Source organism: Arenimonas sp., assembly GCF_047602345.1.
Classification (GTDB): Bacteria; Pseudomonadota; Gammaproteobacteria; order Xanthomonadales; family Xanthomonadaceae; genus Arenimonas.
In genome coordinates, this window is the sequence record NZ_JASGHN010000010.1 from 207,597 (window position 1) to 221,375 (window position 13,779).

Here is a 13,779-nt window from a genome sequence, read left to right on the forward strand (position 1 = left end):
CTAGGGTTCGTATAAGCTAACAAGTTCCCGCCGCCGGATTGCGGCGGGTCGCGGTGCGTCAGCCCGCGTCGACAATGATGAGCCGCCACCGCATGACGGATTACAACGACAACCCGGATTACGAAAGCCGGACGCTGAGCTGGCCGCGCGTCGCGGGCACCTCGTTCGCCATTGCCTTGCACGTGGCCGGTTTCATGATGCTGATGGCGCCGGTCTCGGCGCCGCACAAGGCTGAAGAGAAGGATGAGGTGACCCTGGTCAGCTTCATCGAACCGCCGCCACCCCCGCCGCCGCCGCCGCCGCCGCCGCCGGAGCCGCCGAAGACGATCACCAAGGTTGTCGAAACGCCGAGACCTACGCCGGTCCCGCCGCCGCCGGAAGCGCCGCCGATCGTGTACGACGATCCGAGCCCGGTTTCCACGCCGGCTCCGCCGCCAGCTCCGCCGGCGCCCTCCGTTCCGGCGGATTTCGCCGGCGGCGAAGTCGACGCCACCGCCCGCTCGCTCAACCCGCCGCAGTACCCGCGCGAAGAACAGCGTCGCGGCGTCGGCGGCACCGTAACCCTCATCCTGACCTACGACGCCAGCGGTACCGTGACGGACGTGTCGGTCGAAAAATCCAGCGGAAACCGCAACCTCGATCGCGAAGCGATGAAGGCCGCGAGGCGCTGGAAGATCAACCCCGGCATGCGTGGTGGCCAGCGAGTGGGCGGCCTTGCGCGCGTGCCGGTAACCTTCACCCCATAACGAGCAACAAAAAGGTCCTTACTTATGCTGCATAACCTCCTCCTCTCCGCTGCCGCCGCCGCGCCGGCTGCCGCAGGCGGTACCGCCAACAACGCCGAAGCCCTGCAGCAGATGGGCTTCAGCCACATGATCCAGAACTTCGACGCGGTGGGCTACGCGGTCTTCATCATTCTGTGCGTCATGTCGGTCGGCTCGTGGTGGTACACGGTCGTCAACTTCATCAAGAACATGGTCATCGCTTCGCGCGCCGACCGCGTCGTCCGCACGTTCTGGGAAACCCCGAACGCCCAGGACGCCATCCGCTTCATGGAAGAGCAGCCGGCCAACGAGCCCTTCTCGAAGATCGCGCTCGACTGCGCCCAGGCCGCCGCGCACCACCAGCGCCACGAAGGTTCGCGCCTGGTCGAAGCCCTGAACCGCTCCGAGTTCATCGATCGCGCCCTGCGCCAGGCGGTCACGCGCGAAAGCGCCCGCATGGAAAACGGCCTGACCTGGCTCGCCACCGTCGGCGCCACCGCGCCCTTCGTCGGCCTGCTCGGCACCGTGTGGGGCATCTACCACGCCCTGATCCGCATCGGCCAGACCGGCCAGGCCTCGATCGACGCCGTGGCCGGCCCGGTGGGCGAAGCCCTGATCATGACCGCCTTCGGTCTGTTCGTGGCCATCCCGGCGGTGCTTGCGTACAACTTCTTCGTGCGCAGCAACCGCAACACCTACGCCAAGTTCGACACGTTCGCGCACGACCTGCACGACTTCTTCGCCACCGGTTCGCGCGTCGGCGAAGTCAAGCGCTGAGTCGGCACCGCAATCGAAAGGTAGGCAGCCATGGCTTTCAGTTCCAACTCCGGTGGTGGCCCGATGGCCGACATCAACGTCACGCCCCTCGTGGACGTGATGCTGGTATTGCTCATCATCTTCATGATCACCGCGCCGCTGGCGGCGCATAAGGTGAAGGTGGAACTTCCGGACGCCACACTTCGCGTGAAACCGCCGATCGAAGTGCCGCCGATGACGCTGGCGATCCAGGCCAACGGCGCCATGTTCTGGAACGATGCGCCGGTGACCCAGGCCCAGCTCGAGCAGAACCTCGCCGTGACCGTGCAGAAGACGCCGCAGCCGATGGTCAACGTGCGCGCCGACGCCAACACCAAGTACGGCATCATCAACGATGCCGTGCAGACGGTGCGACGCGCGGGCATGCGCAAGGTCGGCTTCGTGTCGACGCCGGAACGCTGAGACGGAAAGGAACAGACCATGGCATTCACCTCCAACTCCGGTAGCGGCCCGATGGCCGACATCAACGTCACGCCCCTCGTGGACGTGATGCTGGTGCTGCTCATCATCTTCATGGTCACCGCGCCGGCGATGTCCTATCCGACCGAAGTCGATCTGCCGCAACCGACCGTCACGCCGCCCACTCCGCCGGTCGATCCGCCGGAGCCGATCCGCATCCGCATCGACGCGGGCGGCACGGTCAGCTGGAACGGCAGCCCGACGCCGATGTCGACGCTGCAGGCGCAGTTCGACGTCGAAGGTGCGCGTGGCGACGTCGGTACCGGTACGCCGGACGCGTCCAAGCAGCCCGATATCGAGATCGAAACGGATCGCGACGCGGAATACGAAGTCCTCGCCAAGGTCCTGTCGCGGGCGAAGAACGCGCAGTTGGCCAAGATCAAGTTCGTCAACGCGGGCGAGTAAGCCCACGCCTCAAATCGCAACACCCTTAGCAGCAACGCCGCCCTTGGGCGGCGTTTTTTTTGGCGGCGCAACGGCCCGGGATGGACTTGCTGTCGGGCCAGGCGTAGAACGGAAGGCAAGCCCCGACGAAGGAGACGCGCCATGGCCTTGCTTGCCGCCCGTTCCGACCAGATGGCCGAAATCAACATCACTCCGCTGGTCGATGTGATGCTGGTCCTGCTGGTGATCTTCATGATCGCCGCGCCGACCCTTACGCACTCCGTTCCGCTCGACCTGCCCCAGAAGGGGCCCAGGCCTCCGGTCGAGGCGCGTACCCTCGAACTGGTCGTCACGGCGGGCGATGAATACGTTCTCGCCGGCGAAGCCATGAGCCCCGCCCAGCTCGAATCGCGCCTGCATGCCGAGCTCTCGGCGACGGAGCAGCCGCTCAAGCTCGCGGTCATTACCGAGCGCGATACCGAATACCAGACGGTTGCCCGAGCCGTGGCCGCAGCGCGTAACGCCGGGGCCGACAATCTGGAGTTTTCGGTACGCTAAGCGACCGGGCCGGTCGCGGCAGGCATCGCGCGAGTTCAGTCTTGCGCGATGATCTCCAGGTAGGCGCGAACGGTCGCCGCCAGACCGGCGTGCAGGGCTTCGCCGATCAGGGCGTGGCCGATCGAAACCTCGAGAACGCCGGGCACTTTGCGCAGGAACAGGCCAAGATTGGCTTGGCTCAGGTCGTGGCCGGCATTGACGCCGAGACCGGCCGCCTGCGCCTCAATCGCGCTTCGCGCGCATAGCGCCAAGGCGGCAGACGCCTCGCCTTGCGCCTGGGCCTCCGCGTAAGGCCCGGTGTAGAGCTCGATGCGGTCGGCGCCGATCTCCGCAGCGCGGGCGATATCCGGCGAGCCGGCGTCCATGAAGAGGGACACGCGAGTGCCGAGCGCGCGCAGGTCGGCAATGATGGGCCGCAGGCGCGGGCCATCGCGAACAAGATCGAAACCGTGGTCCGAGGTGAGCTGGCCGTCGCCGTCCGGCACCAGGGTGACCTGCTGCGGACGCGCATCGCGTACCAGAGAAAGCAGCCCGGGATACGCGCCACGCGCCGGTGCGAACGGATTGCCCTCGATGTTGAATTCGCCCCGGCCGCGCACGCGCTCCGCCAGCGCCAGCACATCGTCCGGCCGGATGTGACGCTGGTCGGGCCGCGGGTGTACGGTAATGCCGCCGCCGCCCGCGGCCAGCGCGGCATCGGCGGCAGCCAGTACGCTTGGTTCATGGCCGCCGCGGGAGTTGCGCAGGACGGCCACTTTGTTCACATTGATGCTCAACAGGGTCATCGCCGCAAGTCCGGAACTGGGAGTACTGTTGTCGCCGACAGGGCAGGGGAGAAGTTCTGTGGGAGTGCGCACATTACCTCGTCCATTCGTTCACGCATACTGAAACGATGCTTCGATACCTGCGCCCGTTCATCCTGATCGCGACCGCCGCGCTGAGCCTGCTGTCGGCTTTCGCCAGCGCCGAAACCCTGCGCGGCAGCCCGCTGTTGCGCCGCTACCTGCCGGAAGACTACAACGCCACGCCGCAGCATCTTTCGATCGCCGCGGATCGCGACGGCCGGTTGTTCGTCGGCAACGCCGAAGGCGTGCTGCGGTACGACGGCGAACGCTGGCAGCTGATCAAGCTGCCCGGCAACCTCAATGCGCGCGTCGTCGTCGCTGGCCAGGACGGCCGCATCTACGTCGGTTCGTACGACAGCTTCGGTTGGTTGCGCGCCACGCGCGATGGCGACATCCGCTACGAGGAGTTGCTGACGGCGGTCGGGCTGAAAGAGCGCGAGCGGAGCATCGGCACGGTCTGGCAGATCCTGCCGACGTCGAAAGGCATCTATGTCCGGGCCGAGCACCAGCTGTACTACCTCGACTATGCCCATCGCGAACATCGGCAATGGCCGTTGGCCGACAACGTGCGCATCTTCTACAACCAGGGCGACGAACTTTTCGCGCGCGTGAACGGCGTGGGGTTCTGCCGCTTCGTCGATGGCCGCTTCGTCCTGGAGCCTGGCGGCGAGATGTTCGCGAACCAGCCGCTGCCCGGCATGATCGTGCGCGACGGCTGGCGACTGCTGGTCGGCGACCAGGGCTTGTATCGCGCCGACGCCAGCGGCATCCAGCCCCTGCCGGACAACGCCGGCAGCGAGTTCCGCGATTCCGATGCCTACGAGGCGCTGGGCTTGAGCGACGGCAGCTTCGTTATTGCGACGCGCAGCGGCGAGATCTTCCGCTACGGTGCAGACTACAAACTGCGCGAGCGCGTCAGCCTGGGCAGTTTCGCCATCAGCGCGCTCGGCACCGACCACGAAGGCGGTCTGTGGGCGACCACCGAGGGCGATCTGGTGCGCATGGCCCTGCCCTCGCCCTGGTCCTTCCTGGGTCCGGAACAGGGCGTTCGCGGCAATGTCTTCGATTTCGAGTGGTACGACGGCGCCCTGTGGCTGGCCACCTCGCGCGGTTTCAGTCGCATGCGCACCGGCGCGGACGGCAAGACGCAGGCCGAACGCCTCGACTGGGACGGCGTCGAGCTCGAGGGTTATACGCTCGCCGCGACCGACCAGGGCCTGTTGCTCGGCTTCCGCAACGGATTGCTGGTTCTCGACCCCGGCGCCACCGCCCCGCGCTTCCTGTTCAAGGGAGAGGCCGAAGGCGTTTTCGATGTGCGCCAATCGCGTTTCGATCCGCAGATCGCTTATGGCCTCGCCGACCAGCACCTGTTCGTCCTGCGCGTCCTGGAAGGGCGCTGGCAGGTCGATTTCAGCCTCCCTCTCGATGGCGCCAGCGCCGCGGCATTGGTGGAAACGGGCAAGGGCGAAATCTGGTTCGGCGATTCGCGCGGCGGACCCCAGCGCTGGCGACTGGACCTGGAAAACCGCAAACGCCTTCAGCGCGACGTTTTCGGAAAACGCGACGGCATCGAACTCGATCCCAACAGCGGCAGCCTCCTGTTCCTGCTCGATGGCCAGGTGCACGTGGTCAGCGGCGAAAAAGGTTTTCGCTACGGCGGCTCGCGGTTCGAGCCCGATACCGGGCCGCCTTTCACGCTGGTGGATCGTCCGCATGAGCTGAGCGTGGAGAAGACGCCGCTCGGCGACTACGCATTCTCCAGCCGGCAGTTGTGGTTCCGTCCGGCCAAGCAGAAGGAATGGCAGCCCCTGCACCTGGGCTCGCAACTGGCCGCCGGTTATAGCCGCCTACGCTACAACCGCGATGGGGTCCTGCGCGTGGCCACCTGGAGCGGTCTGCTGCAGTTCAATCCTGGCGAAAAACAGCCGGCGCCGGCGCCTTTGACGCTGGGCTTCGAACGCGTGACCGCGGAACCGCCCGGTGGCGGCCAGCCATTGCACCTGCCGATCGTCAGCGGCGACAAGGCGGTCGAGATTCCGTCGGGCTCGCGCCTGCATTTCCGCTATGGCTTAGTCAGCATGGAAAGCGGACTGGAGTTCCGCTATTTCATCCATGGCGTTACCGACGAATGGAGCGAGTGGACGGACCGGGACTTGTTCCTGCGCGCGATGACGCCGGGCGAATATCTGCTGGAAGTGCAGGCGCGGACCAAGGGCGGCCGCTTGGCCACGCCGACCTCGTATCGTTATCGCGTGCTGCCGCAGTGGCACGAACACTGGTGGGTTCGCTTGCTGGCCCTGCTGGCCTTGTTGGGCGTGCTGGCCCTGGTGGTGCGCGAGCTGATCCAGCGCCGTACCCAACGTTATCTCGAGACCAACCGCAAGCTCGAAGCGCGCATCGCCGAACGCACGCACGAGCTCGAAGAGGTCAATCGCAAGCTGGCCGAACTGGCGACCGAGGACTCCCTGACCGGCGTCAACAATCGGCGTGCGCTCGAGCAGGGCTTGCAGCGCGAGTGGTTCCGCGCGCTCGACCAGCGCCGACCGCTGTCGGTGCTGATGATCGACGTCGACAACTTCAAGCGCTACAACGACCAGCACGGCCATCTCGAGGGCGACGTGCTTCTGCGCAACATCGCCCAGCTGCTGCGCGCCCAGCACGACAGCAAGCGCGAGCTGCTGGCGCGCTACGGCGGCGAGGAATTCGCCTTGCTGTTGCCGGGCGTGCACGCCGAGGAAGCGAAGCGCCGGGCGGAGGAAATCCGCGTGAAACTGCAGCAGGACGTGCCGGGCAATACGGTGAGTATCGGTGTCTGCGGTTTCGTGCCGAGCGTGCAGGCCGAACCGACCCAGCTGTTGCGCCGCGCGGATGCCGCGCTGTATCGGGCGAAGCGAGCCGGACGCAATCGCGTCGAGGTCGACGAAGAGCAGTAGGCGAAGGCCTAGCGTTCGCTTTGCGCGAGGACGAAGCAGTTCAGGCGCAGCGAGGGCGCATCTTGCAAGGCCAGCACCACCGTATGCTGGTTTCCCGGCATCGTTATCCGGCGATGCTGCCAATGCGACAGCGTGCCGGCATCGTCCGGCAAGGCGAGCAGCTGCGGTTGTTCTTCATGCGCGTCGAAGCGCCATCGCGGCAGGTAGCCGAAAATCCCGGTACCGGTCGCCTTGCAACTCGCTTCCTTGGCGGTCCACAGGCGCAGGAAGGCCGGGGCGCGCTGCTCGGCCGATAGCGCGGCCAACGCCGTCGCCTCTTCGGGCGAGTACCAGCGTCGCGCCAAACGCACGACCGGCGGCACACGGTCAAGCCGTTCGATATCGACGCCGACCCGCCCGCGCATGCAGATCGCCACGGCACTGCCACCCGCGGTGTCGGTCAGGTTGAAATCGGGCGCATTCGGGTGGCGCAGGAAAGGCCGACCCTTGGCCTCGCGTGCGAACGACAGGTCTTGCTGGGCCAGGCCGAGCAATGGTGCGAGCAGCGCACGCAGCAGGCGGTCGACGCGCGCGCGCCGGGCCGAGGGGCGGCTGTCTTCATGCGGACACCACCACAGCCGCAACTCGTCGGCCAGCAAGGGCGGCGAGGCTTCGGCCGCCAGCGGCGACCACGAGCTCAGGGCGAAGCGTCCTCGTTCTTCTGCGCGGCCTTGCGCGCCTCGGCCTGCTCGCGCAAGAGGCGCAGTTCTTCCGGGCTGATGATGTGCATTTCGTCGCGCGAGTTGCGCGACACCCGCGAATTCAGCCAGCCGAGCATCCAGGCGATCATCAGGCCGAGCGTCAGCAACAGCAGCAGGACCGCCACCAGGCCCGGCATGGGCAGCGTGAAGGCGATCGCCATGCAGACAGCTGCGCCGAGGAGATAGAGCCAGTGCATATGCCACCTCATGCCAGAAGTCGGCAGTCTAGCGCAGACCCGCTCGGCCTTGCGCCTGCCCGTTCACAACAGGGGCGAAAGCAGGCGGGCGACCGCTTCCGCCAGTCGGGACGGCAGCCCGAGCACGCGCGGTACCGGCACCGGGCAGGCACGGGCGAAATCCTCGTGCAGGATGGCCCCCAGATCGCCGGCGACGCCCTTGTCCTCGAACAGCACGCAGAGCTCGAAATTGAGCCGGAAGCTGCGATTGTCGAAATTCGAGCTGCCCAGGATGCTGATGTCGTCGTCCACCAGCAGCGCTTTCGTGTGCAGCATGCGCGGGTATTCGAAGACCTTGATCCCGACCGCCTGCAGCTCATCGAAATACGAGCGCGCGGCCGCACTGACCAGGCGCGAGTCGCTCTGCATCGGCACCAGCAACCGAACCTCAACGCCGCGCAGGGCGGCCGAGGTCAGCGCCATGCGCGCCGCTTCGCCGGGCACGAAATAGGGCGTCGCCAGCCAGACGCGATGTTTCGCCTGGGCGATCGCCGCGATCATCGTGCGGTGGATCGACTCCCAGGGCGAATCGGGGCCGGCCGGCAGCACCAGGCAGGGTATCGGGCCAACGGCCAGTTCCGGCCACATGTCGGGGCCTTGCGGGACGCGGTTGCCGGCGTAAACCCAGTCCTCGAAGAAAGCCAGCTGCAGCCAGCGCACGGCTTCGCCTTCGACGCGTACGTGCAGGTCGCGATAGGCGTCCTGGCGCAAGCGTTCGTTTTCCTCGTCGGTGATGTTGATGCCGCCGGTGAAGCCGATACGCCCGTCGACGATGACGATCTTGCGGTGGTTGCGCAGATTGATCTTCGGATGCCAGAGCCGGCGCAAGCGGATGCGCGTGCGATGGAAGAACAGCACCTCGGCGCCGGCGGCGCGCAGGGGCTGCAGGAACTCGCGCGAGATCCGCGACGAGCCGATGGCATCGAGCAATAGACGCACCTGCACGCCGGCACGCAGTCGTTCGCAAAGCGCATCGCGCAGCATCGTGCCGGTGCGATCTGGCTCGAAAATGTAGTACTCCAGGTGCACGTGCCGCTGCGCTACCGCGATCGCGGCGAGCAGCGCGTCGTAGGTCGCGCCACCATCGCTGAGCAGCCGCACGGGGCCCGCCGAACTGGGGCCGTAGCCGGAACTGGCGGCGCCCAGGCGCATCAGGGCCGAACAACTGCGCTCGTCCAGGCCATCGGCGCGCTGCTCGAGCCGAGCGCGCGCACGGACGCGACGAAGACGTTGGCGCCGGATGCGTTGCGGTCCGAGGAAGTGATAGATCAGGAAGCCGAGTACCGGCAACAGGGCAAGGGACAGCAGCCAGCTCAAGGTCGCGATCGGCTCGCGCTTCTGCAGCACGATCCAGCCGGCCAACACGAGCAGGTAAAACAACCACAGCACCCACAGCACCCACAGCAGGTGCGGCATCAGGGTCTGCAATTGGTGGAACCACGCGCTCATGCCCCGATTGTATGCGCGGCCGACGCAAAGTTGCGTCGGCGCGGCATGGCTAGAACAAGTCGCCCTGGGGCGAGGCGGCGCGTGGCGGCGTAAAGCGGCTCGCATCGAGACCCGGCAATCGGCCGAAGCCGAGGCGAGCATGCGCCCGGGCGAAACGTTGCGCCAGCAGATCGGCGAACGGCCCCTCGCCACGCATGCGCTTGCCGAACGTGTTGTCGTAGTCGCGGCCGCCGTGCATCTGTTGCAGCAGGCTCAGCACGTGCGCCGCGCGCGCGGGGTAGTGCAGTTCTAGCCACTCGCGCCAGACCTGCTTAAGCTCGTGCGGCAAGCGCAGCAGGACGTAACCGGCGGCGCGGGCACCATGCTCGTGCGCGGCTTCGAGGATGTGTTCGATCTCGTGATCGGTGATCATCGGGACGACCGGCGCCACCATCACGCCGACCGGCACGCCGGTCTCATGCAGTCGACGCATCGCCCGCAGGCGCGCATGCGGAGCGGCGGCCCGCGGTTCCATCCTCGCCGACAGCCGGTTGTCGAGCGAGGTCACGGAAAAATAGACGTGCACGAGGCGCTGCTTCGCCATTTCCGACAGCAGTTCGGCATCGCGTTCGATCAGCGCGCTCTTGGTGATGAAACTGACCGGGTGCCGGGTCTCGGCCAGCACTTCCAGGCATTCGCGGGTGATGCGATAGCGGCGCTCGATCGGTTGATAGGCATCCGTGTTGATGCCGAGCGCGATCGTCGAGCAACGATAGGAGGGTTTGCCAAGCTCGGCGCGCAAACGTTCGGCGGCATTGGTCTTGGCGAAGAGCCGGGTCTCGAAATCCAGGCCTGGCGACAGGTCGAGGTAGGAGTGACTGGGTCGGGCGAAACAATAGACGCAGCCATGCTCGCAGCCGCGATAGGGATTGACCGATTGGGCGAAGGCGATATCGGGCGAATCATTGCGACTGACGATGCTGCGCGCGCGTTCTTCGGTGACCGTCGTTTCCGGTTTCGCCGGCGCATCTTCGTAGACCGAGCCCCAACCATCGTCCTCGCCCCGGCGAATCCGCTTTTCGAAGCGACCAGGGAGACGGGTGGCGGCGCCGCGCCCCTTGATCGGCGCGGTCGGTTTGCGGGCATCGTCCATGCGGCGAGCTTAAGCCCGCCGCGTCTCATGTTGGTGAGACGCGCGGTGCTGCCGCGCCTGTTCAGGCCTTCTTGATCAGTCCGATCAGGGCCAACAGGATCACGGCGCCGATGAAGGCATTCAGGATGGCGGCGATGATGCCGCCGCCGATCGCGATCCCGACCAGGCCCAAGACCCAGGAACCGACGAAGGCGCCGATGATGCCGACGATGATGTTGCCGAGAATGCCGAAACCACGGCCTTTCATGGCCAGGCCGGCAAGCCAGCCGGCGATGCCGCCGATAAGCAGGGTGATGAGCAGCGATTCCAGCGACATGGCGAATCTCCCTCGGTTGTGCCGCTTCGGGCGGACGTCAGCGGCACCCTAGCACAGCCGTGCGCGAACGCGACGCCGTCGTGCGCTCACTTCCCGGCGTCGTGCTCCAGGTGATAGCGCACGGCGGCCTCCACTTCCCGTTTCGAACCCAGGAACACCGGCACGCGCTGGTGCAAGCCGCTTGGCTGCACTTCGAGCATGCGTTGTCGCCCGGTGCTCGCGGCGCCGCCGGCTTGCTCGACCAGGAAGCTCATCGGGTTGGCCTCGTACATCAGCCGCAGCTTGCCGCCCTTGTCGCGGCACTTGGCGTCGAGCGGATAGGAAAAGATGCCGCCGCGCGTCAGGATGCGATGCACGTCCGCGACCATGCTCGCGACCCAGCGCATGTTGAAGTCCTTGCCGCGCGGGCCTTCTTTGCCCTGCAGCAGATCGCCGACATAGGCCTGCATCGGCGCTTCCCAGAAGCGCTGGTTCGACATGTTGACGGCGAATTCCTTGGTCTCTTCCGGAATGCGCAGGTCGCGCTGGGTCAGCATGAAACTGCCCTGCTCGCGGTCGAGCGTGAAAGCATGCGTGCCGCGACCGATCGTCAACACCAGCATCGTGCTCGGGCCGTAGGTGGTGTAGCCGGCGCAGACCTGCGCCGTGCCAGGCTGCAGGAAATGTTCGTCGCCGGGTTCGGTGATGCCGTCCGGGCAATGCAGCACCGAAAAGATCGTGCCGACGGAGATATTCACGTCGATGTTCGAACTGCCATCGAGCGGATCGAACAACAGCAGGTAATTGCCTTTCGGGTAAGCGTTCGGGATCGGGTGCGAATGATCCATCTCTTCCGAGGCCAACCCGGCCAGGTGCCCGCCCCATTCGTTCGCCTCGAGCAGGATCTCGTTCGACAGCACGTCGAGTTTCTTCTGCGCTTCGCCCTGGATGTTGCCCGTCCCGGCTTCGCCGAGCACGCCGCCCAGCGCCCCCTTGCCCACGGCGGTGGAGATCGATTTGCAGGCGCGCGCGACGACCTCGATCAGCAGGCGTAGATCGGCATTGATGTGGCCGCGGTGCTGTTCCTCGATGAGGAAGCGGGTCAGCGAGATCGGTTTCATGCGGGATCCAGGGGTCGGCAAGGCGGCCATTTTACCGGGCATGGCAGAATCGGCGCAGAGGATTCGATATGCCCGAGACGCAGGCGAACCTGTTGCCGCTGTTGACCGCCCTGGGCCTGGGCTTGCTCATCGGCGCGGTGCGCCAACGCCAGCATCCCGATGCCTTGGCCGGGCTGCGCACGCATGCGCTGGCCGCCTTGCTCGGTGCCGTGGCTTTCAGTCTCGGGACGACCGTCTTCCTGGTGTTGTTGTTGTTCGGTGCTGGCCTGATCCTGATCGGCTATTGGCGCGAATCCGATCGTGATCGCGGCCTGACAGGCGAGATCGCCCTGTTCCTGACCCTGCTGCTCGGCGCCCTGGCCTGCCGACAGGCGCAGCTGGCGGCGGGGTTGGCCGTGGTGACGGCCGGCCTGCTCTACGCGAAGGCGAGCCTGCATCGCTTCACCCAGCAGGCGCTCAGCGAAGGCGAGGTGCACGACGGCCTGCTGCTGTTGGCAGCCGCTCTGGTGGTGCTGCCGCTGGTACCGGACCGCGACTTCGGCCCGTTCGCCGGTTTCAATCCGGCGACGTTATGGAAACTGGTGGTGCTGGTGATGGCCATCGGTGCGTTGGGCCATGTGGCGTTGCGCCTGATCGGCAATCGCTGGGGCCTGGCGGTCGCCGGTTTTTTCGCCGGTTATGTGTCTTCGACCGCTGCCATCGCCGGTTTCGGTCAACGCGCGCGTCAGACACCGACCCTACTGCGCGCCAGCGTCGGCGCGGCGATGTTGGCGAACCTGGCTTCGCTAAGCCTGGTCGTGCCGATCGTGCTGGCCGTTTCGCCCACGCTATTGCCGACCTTGTTGCCGGAACTGGCTGCTGGCGGCGCAGTCCTGCTTGTCGGCGGACTGTTCGGGATGCGCGGGGGCGACGCGGCCGATGTTCAGGCACCGACCGCGCAGGCACGCATGTTCCGCTTCACGCACGCGTTGGGCATGGCGGCATTGATAGGCGCGGTGCTTTTCTTCGCGGCCGCGATGAATGCTTGGCTCGGCGCACGCGGAGCCCTGATGGCTGCGGTGGTCGCGGCCCTGGCCGAACTGCACGCGGCCGTCGCGTCGCTGGCGCAGCTGTCGCTGGATGGCGTGCTCGATGCGCGTCAGGCGCGCTGGGGTTTACTCGGCCTTCTCGTCGCCAGCGCGTCGGCGAAGACGGTGGTCGCTTTCGTCAGTGGCGGTCGCGGCTTCGGAATGCGCGTCGGCCTCGGGTTGGGCGCGATGCTGGCGGCGGTCCTCGCGACGCAACTGCTGTTACCGCCGCTCAAGTCCGGCGACGCGCCGGCGCTCAGCGCTTCACCATCTGGTCCGCGCGCTTGAACAGGATCCAGCTCGTGGCGATGTACTTGTCGCCACCCAGGGGGCGGTTGCCGCGATGCGTATGGGTGAAGGCGGTCGGTGCGATCAGCAAGGCGCCGGTTTGCGGGACGATCTTGCGTTGCTGGTAGAGGAACTCGGTTTCGCCTTCCTCGAACCCGTCGTTGAGGTAGATCGTCCACAGCACGGCGCGATGCAGGGCTTCGGTTTGCGGGGCGAGCGGCGATTGTTCGCAGTGCCAGCGCGGATAGCCGCCGATGCCGGCGCGATAGCGTTGCAGGTTGATCTTGCCGGGGCGCAGGGATTCCGCCAGGACTTCGGTGAGGGCCTGATCGCTGAGCGCGGCGAAGTCTTCCGCGCGCATGGATCGGGTGACGCCACCGGGTTCGGTCCAGTCGTATTCGATCGAGGCCAGCAACAGGTGCGGGTACTTGCGGGCGTAGGCGCGCAGCCCCGGGATGACGGCGCGATACAGCTGTTCTTCGGCGTCGCGCCATTGCGGAAGGATCGACACGCAAATATCGTCGCTGCGTTTCACTTCCGGCTGTACCGCCGTGCCGGCGATGCCCGGCGACGCCTGGCCGCACGCTTCGAAGCGCGACACCAGCGCCGCGCAGGCTTCGCGCGACAGCGCGTCGGGGAAAATTTCGATGAAATCGGGCGTGTCCATGTCGCCATGATCGCCGAAGCGGCCG

General features: G+C 66.4%; 15 protein-coding genes. 7 read left to right on the forward strand and 8 right to left on the reverse strand.

What is annotated here, in order from left to right; genetic code table 11:
- Nucleotides 1-92 precede the first annotated feature (92 nt).
- The 5 genes from QM707_RS13695 (at nt 93) to QM707_RS13715 (ending at nt 2,981) form a co-directional block, all read left to right on the forward strand.
- A complete protein-coding gene (locus QM707_RS13695; RefSeq protein ID WP_415002432.1) occupies nt 93-746 on the forward strand; it encodes an energy transducer TonB in 654 nt (217 codons plus the stop codon).
- A 24-nt stretch (nt 747-770) separates the two neighbouring features.
- On the forward strand, nt 771-1,541 hold the full coding sequence (locus QM707_RS13700; protein WP_415002433.1) for a MotA/TolQ/ExbB proton channel family protein: 771 nt from the start codon (nt 771-773) through the stop codon (nt 1,539-1,541).
- 30 nt (nt 1,542-1,571) lie between these two features.
- Complete coding sequence (locus QM707_RS13705; RefSeq protein WP_415002434.1) at nt 1,572-1,982, forward strand: ExbD/TolR family protein; 411 nt, start codon at nt 1,572-1,574, stop codon at nt 1,980-1,982.
- 18 nt (nt 1,983-2,000) lie between these two features.
- Nucleotides 2,001-2,444, forward strand: a complete 444-nt coding sequence (locus tag QM707_RS13710; RefSeq protein WP_415002435.1) for an ExbD/TolR family protein — start codon at nt 2,001-2,003, stop codon at nt 2,442-2,444.
- 141 nt (nt 2,445-2,585) lie between these two features.
- Nucleotides 2,586-2,981: an ExbD/TolR family protein gene (locus QM707_RS13715; RefSeq protein ID WP_415002436.1), complete on the forward strand. Its 396-nt coding sequence runs from the start codon at nt 2,586-2,588 to the stop codon at nt 2,979-2,981.
- A gap of 35 nt (nt 2,982-3,016) precedes the next feature.
- Here QM707_RS13715 and QM707_RS13720 read toward each other — a convergent pair whose 3' ends face one another.
- The gene (locus tag QM707_RS13720; protein ID WP_415002437.1) at nt 3,017-3,766 is read right to left on the reverse strand and encodes a pyridoxine 5'-phosphate synthase; all 750 of its coding nucleotides are present in this window, start codon (nt 3,764-3,766) and stop codon (nt 3,017-3,019) included.
- A gap of 107 nt (nt 3,767-3,873) precedes the next feature.
- Between QM707_RS13720 and QM707_RS13725 the strand changes: the two genes are divergently transcribed.
- Nucleotides 3,874-6,759: a diguanylate cyclase gene (locus QM707_RS13725; protein ID WP_415002438.1), complete on the forward strand. Its 2,886-nt coding sequence runs from the start codon at nt 3,874-3,876 to the stop codon at nt 6,757-6,759.
- 8 nt (nt 6,760-6,767) lie between these two features.
- On the opposite strand, the gene QM707_RS13730 is transcribed toward QM707_RS13725, so the two are convergent.
- From QM707_RS13730 to QM707_RS13755, 6 genes are all read right to left on the reverse strand, one after another.
- A complete protein-coding gene (locus tag QM707_RS13730; RefSeq protein WP_415002439.1) occupies nt 6,768-7,397 on the reverse strand; it encodes a 4'-phosphopantetheinyl transferase family protein in 630 nt (209 codons plus the stop codon).
- A 38-nt stretch (nt 7,398-7,435) separates the two neighbouring features.
- Nucleotides 7,436-7,708, reverse strand: coding sequence for a hypothetical protein (locus tag QM707_RS13735; RefSeq protein ID WP_415002440.1), 273 nt, complete (start codon nt 7,706-7,708; stop codon nt 7,436-7,438).
- Between the two features lie 51 nt (nt 7,709-7,759).
- A complete protein-coding gene (cls, locus tag QM707_RS13740) occupies nt 7,760-9,184 on the reverse strand; it encodes a cardiolipin synthase (RefSeq protein ID WP_415002441.1) in 1,425 nt (474 codons plus the stop codon).
- A 49-nt stretch (nt 9,185-9,233) separates the two neighbouring features.
- Nucleotides 9,234-10,316, reverse strand: a complete 1,083-nt coding sequence (locus QM707_RS13745; protein WP_415002442.1) for a PA0069 family radical SAM protein — start codon at nt 10,314-10,316, stop codon at nt 9,234-9,236.
- Between the two features lie 61 nt (nt 10,317-10,377).
- The gene (locus QM707_RS13750) at nt 10,378-10,632 is read right to left on the reverse strand and encodes a GlsB/YeaQ/YmgE family stress response membrane protein (RefSeq protein ID WP_415002443.1); all 255 of its coding nucleotides are present in this window, start codon (nt 10,630-10,632) and stop codon (nt 10,378-10,380) included.
- Between the two features lie 86 nt (nt 10,633-10,718).
- Nucleotides 10,719-11,732 carry a class 1 fructose-bisphosphatase gene (locus tag QM707_RS13755; RefSeq protein WP_415002444.1) on the reverse strand — a complete coding sequence of 338 codons (1,014 nt, stop codon included), beginning with the start codon at nt 11,730-11,732 and terminating at the stop codon, nt 10,719-10,721.
- A 68-nt stretch (nt 11,733-11,800) separates the two neighbouring features.
- Here QM707_RS13755 and QM707_RS13760 point away from each other — a divergent pair, with 68 nt between their 5' ends.
- The gene (locus QM707_RS13760) at nt 11,801-13,087 is read left to right on the forward strand and encodes an MgtC/SapB family protein (RefSeq protein ID WP_415002445.1); all 1,287 of its coding nucleotides are present in this window, start codon (nt 11,801-11,803) and stop codon (nt 13,085-13,087) included.
- Here the strand turns inward: QM707_RS13760 and QM707_RS13765 are convergent.
- Entirely contained in the window at nt 13,056-13,754 is a 699-nt protein-coding gene (locus QM707_RS13765) for a 2OG-Fe(II) oxygenase (protein ID WP_415002446.1), read from the reverse strand. The genes QM707_RS13760 and QM707_RS13765 overlap by 32 nt on opposite strands.
- Between the last annotated feature and the right edge of the window lie 25 nt (nt 13,755-13,779).